The sequence below is a fragment of the Campylobacter ureolyticus genome (assembly GCF_027277485.1).
GTDB lineage: Bacteria > Campylobacterota > Campylobacteria > Campylobacterales > Campylobacteraceae > Campylobacter_B > Campylobacter_B ureolyticus_B.
Window position 1 is genome coordinate 85,669 of the sequence record NZ_JAPXGQ010000003.1, and the last position, 18,868, is coordinate 104,536.

23 protein-coding genes, 1 tRNA gene and 1 pseudogene are annotated in these 18,868 nt (G+C 28.6%); 19 read left to right on the forward strand and 6 right to left on the reverse strand.

From position 1 onward, the window contains the following. From iadA to O6B72_RS02475, 15 genes are all read left to right on the forward strand, one after another. Window positions 1-1,146, forward strand: a complete 1,146-nt coding sequence (gene iadA / locus O6B72_RS02405) for a beta-aspartyl-peptidase (RefSeq protein ID WP_101636952.1) — start codon at window positions 1-3, stop codon at window positions 1,144-1,146. 123 nt (window positions 1,147-1,269) lie between these two features. Continuing rightward, complete coding sequence (rpsL, locus tag O6B72_RS02410) at window positions 1,270-1,644, forward strand: 30S ribosomal protein S12 (RefSeq protein ID WP_016646697.1); 375 nt, start codon at window positions 1,270-1,272, stop codon at window positions 1,642-1,644. Window positions 1,645-1,721: 77 nt separating this feature from the next. After that, on the forward strand, window positions 1,722-2,192 hold the full coding sequence (gene rpsG, locus O6B72_RS02415) for a 30S ribosomal protein S7 (RefSeq protein WP_016646698.1): 471 nt from the start codon (window positions 1,722-1,724) through the stop codon (window positions 2,190-2,192). Between the two features lie 12 nt (window positions 2,193-2,204). After that, window positions 2,205-4,280: an elongation factor G gene (gene fusA / locus O6B72_RS02420; protein WP_101636951.1), complete on the forward strand. Its 2,076-nt coding sequence runs from the start codon at window positions 2,205-2,207 to the stop codon at window positions 4,278-4,280. 52 nt (window positions 4,281-4,332) lie between these two features. After that, complete coding sequence (locus O6B72_RS02425) at window positions 4,333-4,767, forward strand: GyrI-like domain-containing protein (RefSeq protein WP_269492091.1); 435 nt, start codon at window positions 4,333-4,335, stop codon at window positions 4,765-4,767. Window positions 4,768-4,771: 4 nt separating this feature from the next. Further along, window positions 4,772-4,848: transfer RNA gene (locus tag O6B72_RS02430), tRNA-Arg, on the forward strand. A gap of 661 nt (window positions 4,849-5,509) precedes the next feature. After that, window positions 5,510-5,842 carry a Fic/DOC family N-terminal domain-containing protein gene (locus O6B72_RS02435; protein ID WP_269492092.1) on the forward strand — a complete coding sequence of 111 codons (333 nt, stop codon included), beginning with the start codon at window positions 5,510-5,512 and terminating at the stop codon, window positions 5,840-5,842. A gap of 62 nt (window positions 5,843-5,904) precedes the next feature. Continuing rightward, window positions 5,905-6,336 (forward strand): Fic family protein, encoded by a 432-nt coding sequence (locus tag O6B72_RS02440; RefSeq protein ID WP_269492093.1) that lies wholly within the window; start codon window positions 5,905-5,907, stop codon window positions 6,334-6,336. 249 nt (window positions 6,337-6,585) lie between these two features. Continuing rightward, window positions 6,586-6,828: a type II toxin-antitoxin system RelB/DinJ family antitoxin gene (locus tag O6B72_RS02445; protein ID WP_269492094.1), complete on the forward strand. Its 243-nt coding sequence runs from the start codon at window positions 6,586-6,588 to the stop codon at window positions 6,826-6,828. Beyond that, entirely contained in the window at window positions 6,828-7,091 is a 264-nt protein-coding gene (locus tag O6B72_RS02450; protein WP_269492095.1) for a Txe/YoeB family addiction module toxin, read from the forward strand. Before O6B72_RS02445 ends, O6B72_RS02450 begins: the two co-directional genes overlap by 1 nt. 571 nt (window positions 7,092-7,662) lie before the next feature. After that, window positions 7,663-7,914 carry a hypothetical protein gene (locus O6B72_RS02455; protein WP_269492096.1) on the forward strand — a complete coding sequence of 84 codons (252 nt, stop codon included), beginning with the start codon at window positions 7,663-7,665 and terminating at the stop codon, window positions 7,912-7,914. Then, on the forward strand, window positions 7,908-8,219 hold the full coding sequence (locus O6B72_RS02460; protein ID WP_269492097.1) for a plasmid mobilization protein: 312 nt from the start codon (window positions 7,908-7,910) through the stop codon (window positions 8,217-8,219). The genes O6B72_RS02455 and O6B72_RS02460 overlap by 7 nt, the downstream gene beginning before the upstream one ends. After that, a complete protein-coding gene (locus tag O6B72_RS02465; protein WP_269492098.1) occupies window positions 8,213-8,719 on the forward strand; it encodes a relaxase/mobilization nuclease domain-containing protein in 507 nt (168 codons plus the stop codon). Before O6B72_RS02460 ends, O6B72_RS02465 begins: the two co-directional genes overlap by 7 nt. Beyond that, a complete protein-coding gene (locus tag O6B72_RS02470; protein ID WP_269492099.1) occupies window positions 8,701-9,249 on the forward strand; it encodes a hypothetical protein in 549 nt (182 codons plus the stop codon). Before O6B72_RS02465 ends, O6B72_RS02470 begins: the two co-directional genes overlap by 19 nt. A gap of 127 nt (window positions 9,250-9,376) precedes the next feature. Continuing rightward, entirely contained in the window at window positions 9,377-10,723 is a 1,347-nt protein-coding gene (locus O6B72_RS02475; protein ID WP_269492100.1) for an ATP-binding protein, read from the forward strand. A 30-nt stretch (window positions 10,724-10,753) separates the two neighbouring features. On the opposite strand, the gene O6B72_RS02480 is transcribed toward O6B72_RS02475, so the two are convergent. Further along, window positions 10,754-11,293 carry a tyrosine-type recombinase/integrase gene (locus O6B72_RS02480; RefSeq protein WP_269492101.1) on the reverse strand — a complete coding sequence of 180 codons (540 nt, stop codon included), beginning with the start codon at window positions 11,291-11,293 and terminating at the stop codon, window positions 10,754-10,756. 327 nt (window positions 11,294-11,620) lie between these two features. Here O6B72_RS02480 and O6B72_RS09515 point away from each other — a divergent pair. From O6B72_RS09515 to O6B72_RS02495, 3 genes and pseudogenes are all read left to right on the forward strand, one after another. After that, window positions 11,621-11,888: pseudogene (locus tag O6B72_RS09515) on the forward strand (SulP family inorganic anion transporter). Window positions 11,889-11,947: 59 nt separating this feature from the next. Then, complete coding sequence (locus O6B72_RS02490) at window positions 11,948-12,235, forward strand: hypothetical protein (RefSeq protein ID WP_269492149.1); 288 nt, start codon at window positions 11,948-11,950, stop codon at window positions 12,233-12,235. Then, window positions 12,226-13,233: a SulP family inorganic anion transporter gene (locus O6B72_RS02495; RefSeq protein ID WP_269492103.1), complete on the forward strand. Its 1,008-nt coding sequence runs from the start codon at window positions 12,226-12,228 to the stop codon at window positions 13,231-13,233. Before O6B72_RS02490 ends, O6B72_RS02495 begins: the two co-directional genes overlap by 10 nt. A gap of 36 nt (window positions 13,234-13,269) precedes the next feature. Here O6B72_RS02495 and O6B72_RS02500 read toward each other — a convergent pair whose 3' ends face one another. From O6B72_RS02500 to rpe, 5 genes are all read right to left on the reverse strand, one after another. Continuing rightward, window positions 13,270-14,289 (reverse strand): AI-2E family transporter, encoded by a 1,020-nt coding sequence (locus O6B72_RS02500; protein WP_050335386.1) that lies wholly within the window; start codon window positions 14,287-14,289, stop codon window positions 13,270-13,272. A gap of 230 nt (window positions 14,290-14,519) precedes the next feature. After that, window positions 14,520-15,782 (reverse strand): saccharopine dehydrogenase family protein, encoded by a 1,263-nt coding sequence (locus O6B72_RS02505; RefSeq protein ID WP_269490925.1) that lies wholly within the window; start codon window positions 15,780-15,782, stop codon window positions 14,520-14,522. Window positions 15,783-15,953: 171 nt separating this feature from the next. Next, a complete protein-coding gene (gene alr, locus O6B72_RS02510; protein WP_269492104.1) occupies window positions 15,954-17,084 on the reverse strand; it encodes an alanine racemase in 1,131 nt (376 codons plus the stop codon). Then, window positions 17,085-17,864 carry a 3'-5' exonuclease gene (locus O6B72_RS02515; protein ID WP_269492105.1) on the reverse strand — a complete coding sequence of 260 codons (780 nt, stop codon included), beginning with the start codon at window positions 17,862-17,864 and terminating at the stop codon, window positions 17,085-17,087. Further along, entirely contained in the window at window positions 17,861-18,502 is a 642-nt protein-coding gene (gene rpe, locus O6B72_RS02520) for a ribulose-phosphate 3-epimerase (RefSeq protein WP_269492106.1), read from the reverse strand. The genes O6B72_RS02515 and rpe overlap by 4 nt, the downstream gene beginning before the upstream one ends. Window positions 18,503-18,661: 159 nt before the next feature. Here rpe and rpmB point away from each other — a divergent pair, with 159 nt between their 5' ends. Next, window positions 18,662-18,853 (forward strand): 50S ribosomal protein L28, encoded by a 192-nt coding sequence (gene rpmB / locus O6B72_RS02525; protein ID WP_018712735.1) that lies wholly within the window; start codon window positions 18,662-18,664, stop codon window positions 18,851-18,853. The last annotated feature ends 15 nt before the right edge of the window (window positions 18,854-18,868 follow it).

The following is an 18,868-nucleotide window of genomic DNA, read 5'->3' on the forward strand; positions in this document are numbered from 1 at the left end:
ATGTTACTTATAAAAAATGTAAAACTTTATACTCCTAAATTTGTAGGAAAAAAAGATATTTTAGTAGCTGGTGAAAAAATTATTCACATAGATGATGAAATAAATATAACGAATTCTTTTATAAAAATTATAGATGCTTCAAAATATATAGCTATTCCTGGTTTTATAGATAAGCATGTGCATATAACTGGCGGTGGCGGGGAGGGAGGTTTTTCTTCAAGAGCACCTGAAATAACTCTTTCAAGACTTATTGATGGAGGTATAACAACAGTTGTGGGACTTCTTGGAACAGATAGCACTACAAGAAGTGTTGAAAATTTAGTAGCAAAAGCCTATGCCTTAAAAGAGGAGGGAATTTCATGCTACGCTCATACTGGTGCTTATGCATTTCCAAGCCCAACTCTAACTAACAGCATTGAAAAAGATATAATTTTTATAGAGCCTATTATTGGTATAAAACTTGCTATTTCAGATCATCGTTCGGCAAGTATTACAAAAGATGAACTTGCAAAAATAGCTAGCACTGGAAGAGTAAGTGGTATGATAGCTAAAAAAAGTGGTCATACAACTTTACATGTTGGTGATGGCAAAAAAGGACTTGGCTTAATCTATGAAGTTTTAAGCGAATTTGATATCCCAATAACCTTTTTTCAACCAACTCATGTCAATAGAAATGAAAGGCTTTTTGACCAAGGAAAGCAATTTTTAAAAGATGGCGGATATGTTGATTTGACATGCTATAGTCAAGATAGATTTACACCACTTAAAGCCTACAAAGAACTAACCAAAGATAATATCCCTCTTGATAAACTAACTTTTAGCTCTGATGGATATGGAAGCTATTCAAATTATGATAAAGATGGAAAACTCATAAATATGGGAGTTGCTACCGTAAAAGCATTATATAACGAATTTTTAAATTTTATGAAAGCAGGTTATAAGATAGAAGAAATTCTTCCTTTTGTAACGGTAAATGTTGCAAAAAGTATAGGACTTGATAATTTCAAAGGTCAAATTTTACCTAGTTATGATGCTGATATTCTATTGTTAGATAAAAATTTTGATATCAAATTTGTTATTTCAAGAGGTAAAATTTTAAAAGATGATACTGGTTTTATAAAAAAAGGTAATTATGAAGAAATTTAAAAATCATCTATTTTGCAATAGTGACTGTTAAATCTTTGATATTTAGCAGGTTTTAACATTTTTTAAGCAGTTTTTAGATAACATTAGGTCTTTTTAATAAATTTAATGATGAAAGGAATTATTGTGCCAACCATTAATCAATTGGTCAGAAAAGAACGCAAAAAAGTGATTCAAAAATCAAAATCACCAGCGTTACAAAATTGTCCTCAAAGAAGAGGAGTTTGCACTAGGGTTTATACAACAACTCCTAAAAAACCAAACTCAGCTTTGAGAAAAGTTGCCAAAGTTAGGCTTACAAGTGGATTTGAAGTTATTAGTTATATAGGTGGTGAAGGTCACAACCTACAAGAGCACTCTATCGTTTTAGTAAGAGGCGGAAGAGTAAAAGACTTACCTGGTGTTAAGTATCATATTGTTCGTGGAGCATTGGATACAGCAGGCGTTGCAAAAAGAACTGTTTCAAGATCTAAATACGGTGCTAAACGCCCTAAAAAATAGTTTAGCTAACAAAAACAGACTAGCCCTTGATTTGGCTAAGTTTGAGTAAAATTTTATAAATTTGAAGGAAAAATAATATGAGAAGAAGAAGAGCTCCCGTTAGGGAAGTAATGCCTGATCCTATTTATGGCAATAAAGTAGTCACTAAATTTATTAATGCACTTATGTATGATGGTAAAAAAAGCACTGCAACAAGAATAATGTATGGTGCTTTAGATCTTATCGATAGCAAAAGCGAAGATGTAAAAGGTATAGATGTTTTTAATGATGCTATTGAAAATGTTAAGCCTATTTTAGAAGTTAAATCAAGAAGAGTAGGTGGTGCGACATACCAAGTTCCTGTTGAGGTTAGACCAGTAAGACAACAAGCTTTGGCTATTAGATGGATTATTTCATTTTCAAGAAAAAGAAGTGAAAGAACTATGATAGAAAAATTAGCTTATGAGCTTATGGATGCCGCAAGTTCAAAAGGTGCTTCATTTAAGAAAAAAGAAGACACATATAAAATGGCAGAGGCAAATAAAGCTTTTGCTCATTACCGCTGGTAAGGAGCTATTATTATGGCTAGAAAAACACCTTTACATATGGTTAGAAATATCGGTATCGCTGCTCATATTGATGCCGGTAAAACAACAACAAGTGAGAGAATTTTATTCTTTACAGGAGTTAGTCATAAAATTGGCGAAACTCATGAAGGTACAGCTACAATGGACTGGATGGCTCAAGAAAAAGAAAGAGGCATCACAATTACATCAGCTGCTACAACATGTTTTTGGAAAAATCACCAAATCAACCTTATAGACACCCCAGGACACGTTGATTTTACAATAGAAGTTGAAAGATCAATGAGAGTTTTAGATGGTGCTGTTGCGGTATTTTGTTCAGTTGGTGGTGTTCAACCTCAAAGTGAAACTGTTTGGAGACAAGCAAACAAATACCATGTTCCAAGAATTGTTTTTGTCAATAAAATGGACAGAGTTGGAGCTAATTTCTACAATGTTGAACAACAAATTAAAGATAGACTAAAAGCAAATCCTGTGCCGCTTCAAATTCCAATTGGTGCAGAAGATGACTTTAAAGGCGTTGTTGATTTAATAAATATGAAAGCTTTAGTTTGGGAAGATGAAACAAAACCAACAACTTATGTTGAAAGAGAAATCCCAGCTGAACTACTAGATAAGGCAAAAGAATACCATGATAAATTAATTGAAGCTGTTGCTGAGACCGATGATGCATTAATGGATAAATACTTCAGTGGTGAACAATTAAGTGTAGATGAGATTAAAGAGGGTATTAAAAAAGCTTGTTTAAATTTAAGTATGATTCCTATGATGTGCGGAACCGCTTTTAAAAATAAAGGCGTTCAACCACTTCTTGATGCAATTGTTGATTATTTACCAGCACCTGATGAAGTTGCTGATATTAGAGGCGAGTATGAAAACGGAGATGAGGTTTTTGTAGAATCATCAGACGATGGTGAATTTGCTGGACTTGCATTTAAAATTATGACAGATCCTTTTGTTGGTCAACTTACTTTTGTTAGAGTTTATAGAGGTATCCTAGAAAGTGGAAGTTATGTTTATAACACTGTAAAAGGTAAAAAAGAAAGAATTGGAAGAATTCTTAGAATGCACTCAAATAAAAGAGAAGAGATTAAAGAACTTTATGCTGGAGAAATTGGTGCTGTTGTAGGACTAAAAGATACTCTAACAGGTGATACATTAGCTGGAGAAAAAGATCAAGTAATACTTGAAAAAATGGATTTTCCAGATCCAGTTATAAGTGTTGCGGTTGAGCCTAAAACAAAAGCAGATCAAGAAAAAATGGGCATTGCGCTTCAAAAATTAGCTCAAGAAGATCCAAGCTTTCAAGTAAAGACTGATGAAGAAAGCGGTCAAACTATTATTAGTGGTATGGGTGAGTTACACCTTGAAGTTATCGTTGATAGAATGCTTAGAGAGTTTAAAGTTGATGCTGAAATAGGTAAGCCACAAGTTGCATATCGTGAAACTATTAGAAAAACAGTTGAGCAAGAATATAAATATGCTAAACAATCAGGTGGTCGTGGTCAATATGGTCATGTTTATTTACGACTTGAACCGCTTGAGCCAGGCACTGGATATGAGTTTGTTAACGATATTAAAGGTGGTGCTATTCCAAAAGAATATATTCCAGCTGTTGACAAAGGCTGCCAAGAAGCAATGCAAGGTGGAGTTTTAGCAGGATATCCAGTTGAGGATGTTAGGGTAACTGTATATGATGGAAGTTATCACGAAGTTGATAGTTCTGAAATGGCATTTAAACTAGCTGCTTCAATGGGCTTTAAAGAAGGTGCTAGAAAAGCAGGAGCTGTTATACTTGAACCAGTTATGAAAGTTGAAATTGAGACACCAGAAGAATATATGGGTGATGTTATAGGTGATATCAATAAACGCCGCGGTCAAGTTAACAATATGGGCGATAGAGGTGGAAACAAAATAATTGATGCATTTTGCCCATTAGCTGAGATGTTTGGTTATTCAACAGATTTAAGAAGTCAAACTCAAGGTCGTGCAACTTACTCAATGGAATTCGATCACTACGATGAGGTTCCAAAAAATGTAAGCGAAGAGATAATTAAGCAAAGAAACGGCTAAGATACAATTCAAGGGTGGGAAATAGATTCCTACCCTTTAAAAAAAGTTAAGTATGCGTGAATTTTATTTAGATAAATCACTGAAGATTACTGGATATAAGGTTACCACAAATAATAGGCTTGAACTAAATCAAAATACAGCTGCAATTCCAAATTTATGGAAAAAGTTTAGCAATAGTGATTTATTCAATGATGTGAATTATGGTGTTTATTTTAATTATAAAAATAAACATTTTGATGATTATGATTTGTTAGTTGGTTCCACAAAGTCTTTAAGTGGAGTTTGCAAAGATTGTGATTCGATAGAAATACAAAGTGGTAAATTTTTAGTTTTTGAAGCTGATGTTAAGCAAATAGCGACCGATGTAAGTAGTCTTTGGATGAAAATTTGGAACTATTTTAAGACATGCGATATAAAACGCTCTTATTTGAGCGATTTTGAAAAATATATAGATAATAAAGTAGAAATTTATATTTCCATTTTATAAATTTGTCCTCATAGCTCAGCTGGATAGAGCGCAAAATTCCTAATTTTGAGGCCGTGAGTTCGAATCTCGCTGGGGACACCATTTTTTATACTTATTAAGATTATATTAATATTCTAAATATGTTTTTACAAATCTTAGAATCTGAAGTTGTGGGTTTTAAATTTTACTTTAAAAACTAAATTTTATTGATATTATTGAGGCTTTAAATTTTTATTTCAATCTTGGTTTTTGTTTTATATTTGCTCTTACTTTTTTCAAAATTTTTAGTTTATCACATAGTATTATTGTTCGTTTAAAATTATTTCAGTTCATAAATTTTGTATAAATTATAAATTTATTTTGCAAAAGACTAAACAAAAATATATTTTTTAAAAAAATGCAGCTTTTGAAATAATATATAAAGTATTTTTTATCTAGGCGAGGATACTATTTGTCTGACAAATCTCGTTAGCTAAGAACCTTTCTTAAGAGCTTTTGAAAGCAAAAATTCATATTTATAGTTTTTAAAAGATAGATATTTTTAAGATAAATTTAATAAAAATGAATTTTTATATAGCTATATTTTAATAGTTTTTACATATAAAGATATGAAATATTTATTATAAAAAATAAGAATATTATTTTAGTCAACTTTGTATTATTTTATTAATTGGATTTAACTCTGTCTATCGAACCTTAATTATGGATAAATGATTTATAAAATATAGTATAATTAAACTATAAAATTTAAAAGAGCAACATAATGGATAAAAAAGAGTTTATACCAAAAGAATTGCCACTTGATATAAAATTAAATGCTGAAAATTATCAACTTTTAATTAGTGCTTCAAGAGAACTTGGAAAATTAAATGGTTTTATAAATACAATACCAAATCAAAATATTTTGATAAACTCTCTTGTCCTACAAGAGGCAAAAGACTCTAGTGCTGTAGAAAATATCATCACTACACATGATGAACTTTTTTTAGCTCAAATGGATGAAAACTCAATCACGCAAAGTGCAAAAGAGGTTATTGGATATGAAGCTGCTTTAAAAAAGGGCTTTGATCTTATGAAAAAGACAACTCTATATTAAACAAACATATTTTTTACACAAATGGTAATGTTTTATATCTTACATATAATGGACTTTTAGATTTGCCAATTTTATATTTAAGTGCATATATCATACAAAATAAAACGCAATATTATAGACTTTTAGAAAATGTCAGTAAAAATAATAGCTGGAATGAGTGGATAAGCTATATTTTAACAGCAGTTAAAAAAACATCTATTGCAACTATAAAAATCATATCTCAAATAAACGAAGCAATGCAAACTTTTTCAGCCAAACTCCAAGCCACTAACAGTAAAATTTACAGTAAAGACTTTGTGGAGCTTTTATTTTCTTATCCATATACAAAAATAGAATTTATCTCTCAAAGGCTTGGCATTACTCGTCAAACAGCATCAAAATATCTTAAAATTTGTGAAGATACTGGCTTATTGGAATGCTTAAAATTGGGAAATACAAATTTTTATATAAATATTAGTCTTTTTAATATATTAAAAAAAGGTATAGAGTGTTAAAATTTATAGATTTTTTTAACATAGCTTAGTTTGTTTGTTAAAATTTATAGATTTTTTTAACATAGTTTAGTTTGTTTGTTAAAAAAATAATAAAGATTTTTTATTAATAGTGTTTTTATAATTAAATTTCTATTGATTTAAATTAAAAATAGCATTCTTTGAAATTTAAATAATTTAAAACAGTTATTTTAATATCTTTACATTGTAATAATAAAGTGCTACAATACTCATAAAATAAAGGAGATAAAAATGGCAACTGTAACAATAAGAGTAAGTGATCATGATAAAAAGAAAGTTGAACAAATTTTTAGTGATTTAGGACTTAATATAAGTAGTGCAACAAACGCATTTTTTAAACAAGTGATTTATAACGGAGGAATTCCATTTGAATTAAAAGTTGATCCATTTTATTCGAAAGAAAATTTAAAAAGGCTTGAAAAAAATGCTAAAGAAATGGAAGAAACTGGTGGAAAAATTAAGGATATATTTTAATGTTAAAAGCCTTTACAGATGATGCGTGGGAAGAGTTTTGTTATTGGCAAAAAAAAGATAAAAAAGTTTTTAAAAGAATTATTGATTTAATTAAAGATATTGATAGGAATCAATATAATGGCATAGGCAAGCCTGAGAGATTAAGTGGTAATTTATCAGCATACTATAGTAGAAGAATTGATAGCAAAAATCGCATAGTTTATAAAATAGAAAATGAAATAATAAAAATAATTCAATGCGGATCACACTATAAAGATAAATAACAATCTTTAAAGTTATATAATCTGTTCATAATTTTAGGGATAAATTTAGAGAAATTTTAAAATGTTTTTGTATAGATGCAGTAAAAATAGTTTTAGTTTGTAATATTTCAAAAAATGTAATAAATAAAATTCTAAAATAGATAAAAATTTCAATGATGAATGAATGTGAAAAATATCTAAATTTTAATTGTAAAATAGAAACAGATGAAAGTTACTTTTAAATTAAAAGAATAAGAGGCAAAAAAGCAGATAATAAAACATCTGTATTTTTATTTCGCTTACACTCATGACTATAAACATAAAGAATACCAAAGAGAAGACAAGTTTTATACACAGGTTGTAAAAAAATTGTTCTAGCAAATAGTTGCTTCATATTTTAGGAATTTTAGAGTAAAACATTCTAAAAACCGATAATAAAAAATCCATTTAAATTGTCTTGATCAAATCTTATTATAAATCACTCTAAATTACTACAAATCACCACATTTTAATCACAAATTTCAAAATTTATCTATTTTTTTAAAAAAAAGTGTTCCTGTTTATATAATTAAAGATAAAAAAGGAATTAAATATGGATAGTCAATTATACTTCGAACAAACTTTAAAAAGTTTAGAGCGACAGTTTCCAAAAAAAATGTCCTTAAACAGAAGAGAAACTGCCAGAGCTCTTGGAATTGCTGTTTCAACTCTAGATTTAAGAATAAAAGATGGTAGGGATTTGCCATCTTTTATTAAAGTAGGAAGTGCAAAAAATTCAAGATTAGTTTTTACGCTTATTTCAATAGCAGAGTATTTAACAAATGCAAGGCAAAAAGTATGTTAAAGCATAGATTAACTATTAGGATTAATGATGATTTGTTTGAGAAAATAAAATCTCAAGCAAATTTAACTGGACTAAGTATTTCTCGCTATATTAGGCAGGCTTTATTTAAAACAAAACCTCCTACGCATAAATTTGATAAAGAGGTAGTATATAAACTATCCGAAGTTGGTAGCAATCTTAATCAATTGGTGTATAAAATAGACAACAAAGAGTGTGTAAGTAATGAAAATATACTAAAAATTCTTATAGAAATTTATAATGTTTTAAATGAAATTTCAAAAAACATAGGAGATAAAACATGGTAGTTAAATTTTTTAGAAACAAAAGTGGTGGTTCCGTAAAGGGAATAGATTATCTTTTAAATTATAGAGTTAAAGATGGTAGTGCTAGTTTACTAAAAGGTTATCTAGACCTTACAAAAAATATAATAAAAAACATCAACAAAAAACAAAAAGTATGTATTGGTTGTTTGAGTTTTGAAGAAGCAAATATAGAATTTAGCAAAAAAATAGAAATTATGAATGAGTTTGAGAAATTAATTTTTGGTAAGGCCATAGATGAATACAATATCCTTTGGGTAGAACATCGTGATAAGGGTAGGTTAGAACTAAACTTTGTAATCCCTAAGATAAATCTAAAAACTAAAAAAAGTTTTAATCCGTATTGGCATAAAAAAGATTTTTATAAGGTTGATTCTTGGCAAAATAGCATAAATCTAAGATTTGGCTTTAGTAATCCAAAAAATCCTAAAAAAGAGCATTTTTTAAAAGGCTCAAAAAAACAAATTTGGATAAAAAATATTTAGATTTAGAACAAAATATAAACTTATTTTATAAAAATGGAAAATTTAAATGTAGAGATGATTTAATATCTTTTATAAAAGATAATGGTTTTACAGTAACTAGAATAGGTAAAGACTATATATCAGTAAGATGCTTGGGTGCTAAAAAATCAAGACGTTTTAAAGGTGAAATTTTTAGTGAAGAATTTATTGATTTAAATTCATTAAATGAGCTTAAAAAGCAAAAACAAGAAAAAATAGAAAAATATGAAAACATAAATAAAGGAAAGATAAATGAATCAAACAGTTATAGAAGAAATTCTATTACAAAATCTAGAGAAAAAAGAGAAGGAATTTACGCAGATATTAGATCTGTTATCAAAGACATTGACGAATTTAGAAAACGTTATGAAAGATTTGCAAGGGAGTATGGAGAAAACGAATCATGTATTAGACAATATGTCGAATCTACAAGCGGAGTTTTATCGGCTTTTATGGAAAAAACAAAGCTAGTAAAGGATAATTATAGTGATATGGATTTAGAGATAAAATAAATTTCTGCTTCATCTTAACTAGAGATTATAAAAGCAAAGATAGTTTTTATAATCTTATTTTTAAGTTAGTTTTGATATTATTATAATTTAAAAACGATAAAATAATAAAAATAAAAAAGAGATTATTATGTTTGTAAATAGAAGTAATGAATTAAAAATTTTAAATGATGATTATAAGAACAATAAATTTTCTTTGACTATTCTTTATGGAAGAAGAAGAGTTGGAAAAACTACTCTTTTAAAAGAGTTTTTAAAAGATAAGCCAGCAATTTATTTTTTAGCAACCTTAGAAAATATTGGTTTAATTATAGAAAGATTTAAAAATTTAGTAGCTGAGTATTTAAAAGATGATTTGTTAAAGTCACTTGAAATAAGCGATATAAAGCATATTTTTTCTTATATTGCAAGATCTAAATTTGATAAAAAGCTAGTTATTATAATAGATGAGTTTCAGTATCTTAGCAAGCTTGATAGCTCTGTGCCATCGCAGTTTCAATTCATCGTTGATGAAATACTTAAAAATAAAAATATTCATCTTATCCTTTGTGGCTCACTTATTTCTATGATGTATTCACAAACTCTTTCATACTCATCACCACTTTATGGAAGAAGAACTAGCTCTATCAAACTTGAAGCTTTGAAATTTAAGTATTTAAGTGAGTTTTTTCCAAGCAGATCAAAAATAGAGTTAATAGAGCTTTATAGTATTTTATATGGAGTTCCTAAATATTTAGAGATATTTAAAGATAGTGGCAATATCTTTGAAAATATTCAAAAAAATATATTAAATCTAAACTCATATCTTTATAATGAGCCACAATTTATTTTACAAAATGAAGTAAATGAAGTAAGCACATATTTTTCAATTTTAGAAAGTATTGCAAATGGTAAGCATAAACTAGGCAATATTGCAAATAGATTAAATAAAAATGTACAAAACATTACATCTTTTATTTCAAAGCTTATAGAGCTTGATATTATCTACAAAGATGTTCCAATCACTGAAAACAATCCAAATAAGAGCAAAAAAGGACTTTATTTTATAAAAGATAACTTTTTTAGATTTTGGTTTAAGTTCGTTTTACCATATAAAAGTCAGCTAGAGTTTGGAAATACAAACTATGTTTTAGAAAAAATAAAAGAGAGCTTTAATGGCTTTATATCGCCAGTTTATGAAAATTTATGTATAGAGTATCTTTTAAATAATTACGATTTATTAAAATGTGGTAGATGGTGGGATAGGGATATAGAAATTGATGCTGTGGGTATAGCAAAAGATTATTTGATAGTTGCTGAGTGTAAATACTCAAATAAAAAAGTAGGAACTGACATTTTACAAAGCCTAAAAGAAAAATCTAAAAATATAAAAACTACTCTTAAAATTAAGCATTATGTTTTATTTAGTAAAAGTGGCTTTACAGATGCTCTTAAAAATTTAAGTGATGATAGTGTTGTTTTAGTGGAGTTAGTGTAGAGAAATTATATTGCTCTATAAATAAATAGCCTAATTATAAAGCTTTTTAACCATATCTTTTCCACTATCAGGAGCAAGTTTAGCATATCTTAAAGTATGGTTTATATCTGAGTGATTCATAAGTTTTTTAATTGTTAAAATAGGAGTTCCTTTAATGGCTAGATGAGAAGCAAATGTATGTCTTAGTGTATGTATCACAACTCTATTTGCAAAATCATCATTTGCTAAACCTTGATTAAAAAGCTTATTTAAGAGTGGTTGAACTACATTTTTAATAGTGGCATAAGGCTTATTTATAAGAAAATCATTTGGTGATAGTGTATTATAGATTTTATTTATTAAATTTAGTGCTTCATCACTTAAAAATCCAGTATATCGTTTTTTATCACTATTTTTTGTTTTAAAATCGGTTATATTTACACTTTGTGAAGATAGGGACAAATCTTTTTTCTTTATATTTAGTATGCCTTCAAGTCTTGCACCAGTACAAAGTGCTAATTCTATAAATAGTTCTAAGTCAAAGTCATTTTTCTTTTTTATTTCATTTCGTATGTATTTTAAGAATTGCATTTTTCCAATCTATTTTTTCTTTGTCTTTATAACAATATATAGTGTATACAATATTTTAAAAAATCTTAAAATATAAAAGTTCCTATTTTGGATAGTTTAATATAATTTATAGTGTTTTATAGTGGCCTAAGAATTGCCTATATGTAAATCTAGCAACCAAATCACAGTAATAGCATTTTATAATATAAAAAGATATAATGTTTACTAAGATTTAAATAGGCGAATTGTATTTATTAATAATTTATGCAGGTAGATAATATGAAAGATTTTATTCCAGAGTTTTTTATAAGCTTAAAAAAATATAATTTTAAGATGTTTTTAAACGATATGGCAGCAGGTATTATAGTAGCTATTGTTGCATTGCCACTATCTATAGCTCTTGGAATCGCATCAGGAGTAACACCTGAGGCTTGTTATTGGGTGTTTTATCGTAGCCATTTTGGGTGGGTCAAAATTTCAAATAGCAGGGCCAACTGGCGCATTTATAGTAATTGTTTATAGTATCATAGAACAACATGGTATTTTAGGATTAACTATTGCAACTATTATGGCAGGCATAATGCTTGTAATTATAGGCTTTTTAAAAGGTGGATAAATTATAAAATTATTCCGTATCCAGTTGTAGCAGGATTTACAAGCGGAATTGCTGTAACAATTTTTTCAAGTCAAATAAAAGATATTTTAGGTTTGGGCGTTGAAAAAATTCCAGCTCAATTTATGGAACAAATTTTGTGTTACATACAAAATATTCAAACACTAAATTTATACGCAATTTTGATAACTATAGTATCTATTTTTATAATTATTCTATGGCCAAAAATTCCAAAAATTGGTAAATTAATACCTAGTATGTTAGTTTCGGTGGTTGTTTTAACGCTTTTGGTTCAGTTTTTACACTTCCCGCTGAAACTATTGGTTCAAGGTTTGGAAGTTTGGATTTAAAAATAACTTTTGTAAATATTAATGGAATTAGCTTTGAGCTTATCAAGTCTTTAATACCAGCATCTATAACAATTGCAGTTTTAGCTGGCATAGAATCACTTTTATCTGCGGTGGTTGCAGATGGTATGACAAATGATAGGCATAATTCAAACATAGAACTTATTGGACAAGGTTTAGCAAATATTGCCTCTGCGGCCATTGGCGGTATTCCTGTAACTGGAGCAATTGCAAGAACTGCAACCAATATAAAAAATGGTGCAAAAAGCCCTGTTTCTGCTATTATAAGCTCAATTGCCTTATTTAGTATGGTTATGATTTTACTAAATTTTGTAAATCTCATACCTATGGCATCTCTTGGTGCGATTTTGCTGATAATTTCATATAATATGGGTGAATGGGAGTATTTTAAGCAAATCAAAAAAGCGCCAAAAAGTGATTATTTTGTATTTATTGCGACATTTTTATTGACGGTATTTTTTGATTTGATTATTGGTATATCAGTTGGTATGATATTTGCTTTGATTATATTTATGAAGCGAATGAGTGATTTAACAAATTTTGAAATGATCACAAAAGATTTAAAACATGCTGATGGTAAAATATTAGAAATTCCAAATGGGGTTCTTGTTTATAACATAAATGGTCCTTTTTTCTTTGGTGCTGCAGAGAAATTTTCTAATATGCTACTAGATATAGTTAAACCTAAATCAAAAATAATTATTATAAATTTAGAAAATGTTCCTTTAATTGATGCTACTGGATATAGAGAATTAAAAATTTTTTATAATAATTGTAAAAAAAATGAGTTGAACATATATTTTTGTGGAATAAGAAACAAGGTTTATAAAATTTTAAAAAATTATGGTTTTATAGATGAAATACAAAAAGAAAATATTTTTAAAGACTTAAAAGCAAATATTGATTATTTAAAGGATTTTGAGCCTAAAGAGTTATATCTAAATAAAAAAGTAGATTCTTTAACTAGAGATAACAAGTAGTCTAAAAGGCTCAAATAAATCTATATAAAGTAACAGTTATTTTTCAGCTTTATTGCTTAACATTACAGCTATAAATTCTGTTTTAGGATTGATTTTAAGTGCGATTTGAATAGTCATGGTTAGTGGAACTGCTAAAAAAAGTCCACCCATTCCCAAAACATAACCCCATAAAAGTAAACTAAAAAGCACAGTTATAGTTGAAATTCCAAGCTCTTCACCAACTAATCTTGGCTCTAAAATTACTCCAAAAATAGTATTTGTTGCTATATATAGCACTACAACCCAAATAGTATCTGAAAAATTTCCACTTATTAATGCTACAAAAACAGCCGGTACAGCAGCTACAAAAGAACCAATTGTAGGTATATAATTCATTATAAAAGCAACTATTCCCCATAAAACCGCATATGGAATGCCTAAATAATAAAGTCCAAAACCTATAATAAGCCCAGTTGCTACTGAAACTATTGTTTTTATAAAAAGGTATCTTTTAAGATTATAAACAAAAGAATTTACAAAAACAACAGCATTTGAATATTTACGGCTTAGATATTTTACTTTTTCTTGCATAACTCTTGTTTCAAAAAGCATGAATGCAACAAGTAAAAGTATAAAAAGCCACATAGACATCATTGAACCTGTTTTTCTAACAAGTGAACTTGTTGTCGTAATAATTTTATTGGATTCTAAGTTAAACATATTTGGATCAAAAACTATCATATCTTTAAAATCTGTGTTGTTTAGTTTTTCCATCCATTCACTTAACAATACTTGAAATTTTCTATTAAATTCAGGAAGTTGTCCTAAAAAGTCAAACATCGTAGTAACTGCAACACTTCCAATAAATGCTAAAAATCCAAGCAGTAAAAATGCTACAAATATAAATGAAATAGTTCTTGGAATTTTAATTTTTTCTAAGGCATCTAAAACAGGAGAAGTTACAATTGCTATAAATGTAGCTAATAAAAAAGGCACTACTACTGAGTTTGCAGCTTTTAAGCCTGCAAAAATTATGATTATGGAAGCAAGAGTCATTAAAGTTGTTTGTAATCTCAAAATAAATTCCTCAAATTTACTAAATTTCGTAATTCTATCAAAAAGATATAAAAATATAATAAAACTTTTGAACTGCTTGATAGAAAAGTAAGTTGATGCTACAAATCAAAGTACAAAATTGATTTTTATTTCAATTTTATAAACTATGAATTGTGTTATCAGCTTACTTATTTATAAGTGTATTTTTGGAAAAATAACAAATTTAAAAAACTCAAATTTGCTTTATATTTTTAAATTTCGCCCACTTTATAGCTTTCACCTGGTTTCATCTCAATTATCTTCCAAGGAAGTCCTTGCTTGTTAAGTTCATCCATAAAAGGTTTTGCATCAAATTCCTCCATATTAAACACGCCCTTACCGTTCCATTTATTTTGGGCTATCATTTTTGCACCAATCATCGCTGGAACTCCTGTTGTATAGCTTACTCCTTGAGCTCCAGTTTCAGCATAACACTCTTCATGGTCGCAAACATTATAGATGTAAATTTGTCTTTCTTTGCCATCTTTTACTCCGCGAATCACACATCCGATATTGGTCTTGCCTTTTGTTCTTGCGCCTAAGCTTGCAGGATCTGGTAAAAGTGTCTTTAAAAACTGAATAGGAACTATTTTTACGCCATTATGTTCAACTTCATCTATGCGAAGCATTCCAACATTTTCAAGACATTTCATATGGGTTAAATAGCTTTGTCCAAATGTCATAAAAAATCTAATTTGTTTTAAACCTTTGATATTTTTGCTAAGGCTTTCAAGCTCTTCATGATATAAAAGGTAGCTATCTTTTACGCCAATTTCTGGATAATCCCATTTAAAGCCAATCTCCATAGGCTTTGTCTCTACCCATTCATCATTTTTCCAGTTTGTTTTTCGCTCATTTACGGAATCATTAGTTTTTTTCCAATATCGTCCATTTGCTGAAACTTCTCTTAAATTTATCTCTGGGTTAAAGTTAGTAGCAAATGCATATCCGTGGTCTCCAGCGTTGCAATCAAGTATATCAATGTAGTGAATTTCATCGAACAGATATTGCTGTGCATAGGCACAAAATACATTTGTAACACCTGGGTCAAAGCCACTTCCTAGAAGTCCTAAAACCCCAGCTTTTTTAAACTCCCCATCTTTTGCCCATTGAAGTTTATACTCAAACTTAGCAGTATCTGGATGCTCGTAATTTGCAGTATCAATGTAGTTAATTTTAGCTTTTACGCAAGCGTCCATTAGTGTTAAATCTTGATATGGAAGTGCAACATTTAATAAAATTTCAGCACCTGTTTTTTTGATGAGACTAACAACTGCGTCTGTATCATCAGCATCAATTTGTGCGGTTTGAATCTCTACTCCAAGGCGCTCTTTTATAAATTTTGCTATTTTATCACATTTGCTTTTTGTTCTACTTGCAAGAGTTATTTTGCTAAATACGTCATAATTTGCAGCAGCTTTGTAGGTTGCAACTTGGCTAACTCCACCAGCTCCTATTATAAGTAAATTTGCCATTTTTATCCTTTTAAAAAAATTTAGATATTTTAGCAAATAAACAATAACATTTCAAAATTTATATTTTAAGAATTTTGTACAATTGGCAGTTAAAGTTCAATATTTAATTATTTTAACTATATAATACATTTTAACTTAATAAAAATAAGTGATTTTAAAAGAAAGATAAATTCAATCTATAATTTTGCCATTTTTGTAATAAATTCTTTTAACTCTTGAAGCTACTAAAGATAAAATTTCATAACTTATAGTATTGCATCTTCTGGCTAAATTTGAAGCGTTAAAATCACCTTCATTAAAAATTGTTGCATATTCACCAACTTTAACTTCCATATTAAAAGGTACTTTTACCATACACTGGTCCATGCATATTCGTCCAACTACCGGGCATTTTACATTATTAATTAAAACCTCTGGATTATTTTGCTCTCTTAGAAACCCATCGCCATAACCGATGCAAATCGTTATAATTTTTTCATAATCTTTTGTTATGTAAACTCCACCATAACTAATTGGAGTATTTGGTTTTAAAATTTTAATATTTGAAATCATAGCATAAAGGCTCATAACAGGCTTTAGGTCTACGCTTTTTTTAACTTCATCTGATGGATAAAATCCAAAGCCAACTATTCCACTTCTTACCATATTTAAATTTGCAGTTTGTATATCTAAAATAGCTGCTGAGTTCGAGACATGTTTTAATGGTATTTTAAGTCCATTTTTTTCAAAATCATAAATTTGAGCATTAAATCTTTTAAGTTGTAGGTTTGTAAAGCTTTTGTCAGCACTATCTGATTTAGCAAAATGAGTAAAAACACCAACTATTTTTATATTTGATAGTTTTGAAATTTTTAAACAAGTTAAAGTTGTTTCTAAAATGCTTTTTTCATCGCGTACTACAAAACCAAGTCTTGCCATTCCTGTATCAAGCTTGATATGAATTTTGGCCTTTAAATTGAAGGATTTTGCTATTTCATTTATAGTGGTTGCATATTCGTAGTTAAAAACACAAAGCTCAAGGTTGTTTAATAGAGCTTTTTTTACTTCATCACTATATCCAAGGAGCAAAATAGGCAACTTTATACCATTTTTTCTTAACTCTTCACCCTCATTTACTCTTGCTACTGCTAGATAATCAGCACCAAACTCAGCGTAACTTTTAGCTATTTCTACGCTTCCATGCCCATAGGCGTTTGCCTTTATAAGAGCACAAAACTTTATATCATCTCCAACAAATTTTTTTAAATTTAAAAAATTTTGTTTTAAATTATCTAAATTTATTTTTGCAAAAACTACTGACATTTACTCTTTCTTCTCTACTATTTTAACGCTTTTTGCTGTTTTTGAAAAATGTATTAAATCTTCTACGGTTTGAACTGTCCAAGGAAGTTTTTCAAGTGCGACTTTAAATATTATTGCTGCGCTTATTGCATCATTTAATGCTCTATGATGAGCGTTATGAATACCTAAAAGCTCTTTTAATGAGCCAAGTCCGTATTTAGCAGATGGTATTGTTCGTCTGGCTAACTCAATAGTGCAAATTCTCCTATTTAAAAGCACACCATAGTCTAATTTTTCCAAACTTTTGCTTATGAAATCATAATCAAATTTAACATTATGAGCTACAAAAGTACTAGTTCCCAAAAAAAGTTTAAATTTTTCAAGCACGGTGGCTAAATTTGGAGCATTGTCTAAATCACTAACTTTAATTCCAGTTAATTCACTAATTTCCTCAGGAATAAAATCAGCTTTTATAAAGCTTTCAAATTTATCTAAAATTAGACCATTTTTTAGTTTTACTGCTCCTATTTCTATAATTTGTCCATCTTTTATGCCACCATTTGTCTCAATATCTGTAATGCAAAAAATTTCATCTTTAATCTCTTTATCTTTTGTAGCAATTGTTACTTTTCCATTATCCTTTTTTACTACTTCAAGTCCTGAAGCATACCACATATCAAAATCTTTTGGGTTGAATTTTATATCATCGATCTCACTTGCCTTTGTTAAAAAATCATGATAGTTAATTGATTTTTGAGAAAGTAAATCTATAAAATTTTCTAATTTATTATTTTTTTTCATACTTTTAAAGATCTAATTGCGGTTTTATAGTCATTTGATGAAAATATATAGTTTCCGGCTACTACTATATCAGCTCCAGCCTCATCAAGTTCAGCTACATTAAGTCCATTTACACCGCCATCAACTTCTATCATACAAATTGAGTTTGTTTTATATATAAGTTCTTTTAATTCTTTTATTTTATCTATTACGATAGGCATAAATTTTTGTCCACCAAATCCTGGGTTTACACTCATTAAAAGAACCATATCAACGCTATTTATAATATGCTTTAGTGAGCTTATCGGTGTGTGTGGGTTTAAAACAATTGCAGGAGAAATTCCATTATTTCTAATGTATTCTATTAATCTTAAGGGATGGTTTTCAGCCTCAATATGAAATCCTAGAAATTTAGGTTTAATCCCTAAAAACATCTCTACAAAAAAGCTTGGATTTTCAACCATTAGATGAATATCTAAAGGTACGGAACTTGATTTTTTAGCTGCATTTACTACAACAGGTCCAATTGTTAAATTTGGTACAAAATGCCCATCCATTACATCTATATGTATAAGATCGGCTCCAGCTTCACAAACTGCTTTTATTTCACTTTCTAAATTTGCAAAATCAGCTGATAAAATACTTGGCGCTACATACATTTAAATTCCTTAAATTTTTTATAACTAATTTTAAAATTTGAATTTTACCCTTTTAAATCATAAAAACTAATAAAATACGAAATTTAATAAATTTAAGTAAGATTTGAAGATTTTTTGGTATAATCAACCTTTTAAATTTAAGTTTTCAAAGGATAAAATATGGCAAAAAGATGTGCTATTACAGGAAAAGGCCCATTGGTAGGTCATAGCGTAAGTCACGCTAACAACAAAAATAAAAAAAGATTTTTACCAAATCTTAGAAGCATAAGAGTTGTTTTAGAAGATGGAACAACTAGAAGAATAAAAGTTGCAGCTTCAACCTTAAGAACTATGAAAAAACAATCCAGATAGTTTTTATATAAAAGT

Bases quoted from the DNA above. Each gene is read 5' to 3' on its own strand.
- iadA (WP_101636952.1), top strand. From the start codon at position 1: ATGTTACTTATAAAAAATGTAAAACTTTATACTCCTAAATTTGTAGGA.
- rpsG (WP_016646698.1), top strand. From the start codon at position 1,722: ATGAGAAGAAGAAGAGCTCCCGTTAGGGAAGTAATGCCTGATCCTATT.
- fusA (WP_101636951.1), top strand. From the start codon at position 2,205: ATGGCTAGAAAAACACCTTTACATATGGTTAGAAATATCGGTATCGCT.
- O6B72_RS02425 (WP_269492091.1), top strand. From the start codon at position 4,333: ATGCGTGAATTTTATTTAGATAAATCACTGAAGATTACTGGATATAAG.
- O6B72_RS02435 (WP_269492092.1), top strand. From the start codon at position 5,510: ATGGATAAAAAAGAGTTTATACCAAAAGAATTGCCACTTGATATAAAA.
- O6B72_RS02445 (WP_269492094.1), top strand. From the start codon at position 6,586: ATGGCAACTGTAACAATAAGAGTAAGTGATCATGATAAAAAGAAAGTT.
- O6B72_RS02450 (WP_269492095.1), top strand. From the start codon at position 6,828: ATGTTAAAAGCCTTTACAGATGATGCGTGGGAAGAGTTTTGTTATTGG.
- O6B72_RS02455 (WP_269492096.1), top strand. From the start codon at position 7,663: ATGGATAGTCAATTATACTTCGAACAAACTTTAAAAAGTTTAGAGCGA.
- O6B72_RS02460 (WP_269492097.1), top strand. From the start codon at position 7,908: ATGTTAAAGCATAGATTAACTATTAGGATTAATGATGATTTGTTTGAG.
- O6B72_RS02465 (WP_269492098.1), top strand. From the start codon at position 8,213: ATGGTAGTTAAATTTTTTAGAAACAAAAGTGGTGGTTCCGTAAAGGGA.
- O6B72_RS02475 (WP_269492100.1), top strand. From the start codon at position 9,377: ATGTTTGTAAATAGAAGTAATGAATTAAAAATTTTAAATGATGATTAT.
- O6B72_RS02480 (WP_269492101.1), bottom strand. From the start codon at position 11,293: ATGCAATTCTTAAAATACATACGAAATGAAATAAAAAAGAAAAATGAC.
- O6B72_RS02505 (WP_269490925.1), bottom strand. From the start codon at position 15,782: ATGGCAAATTTACTTATAATAGGAGCTGGTGGAGTTAGCCAAGTTGCA.
- alr (WP_269492104.1), bottom strand. From the start codon at position 17,084: ATGTCAGTAGTTTTTGCAAAAATAAATTTAGATAATTTAAAACAAAAT.
- O6B72_RS02515 (WP_269492105.1), bottom strand. From the start codon at position 17,864: ATGAAAAAAAATAATAAATTAGAAAATTTTATAGATTTACTTTCTCAA.
- rpe (WP_269492106.1), bottom strand. From the start codon at position 18,502: ATGTATGTAGCGCCAAGTATTTTATCAGCTGATTTTGCAAATTTAGAA.
- rpmB (WP_018712735.1), top strand. From the start codon at position 18,662: ATGGCAAAAAGATGTGCTATTACAGGAAAAGGCCCATTGGTAGGTCAT.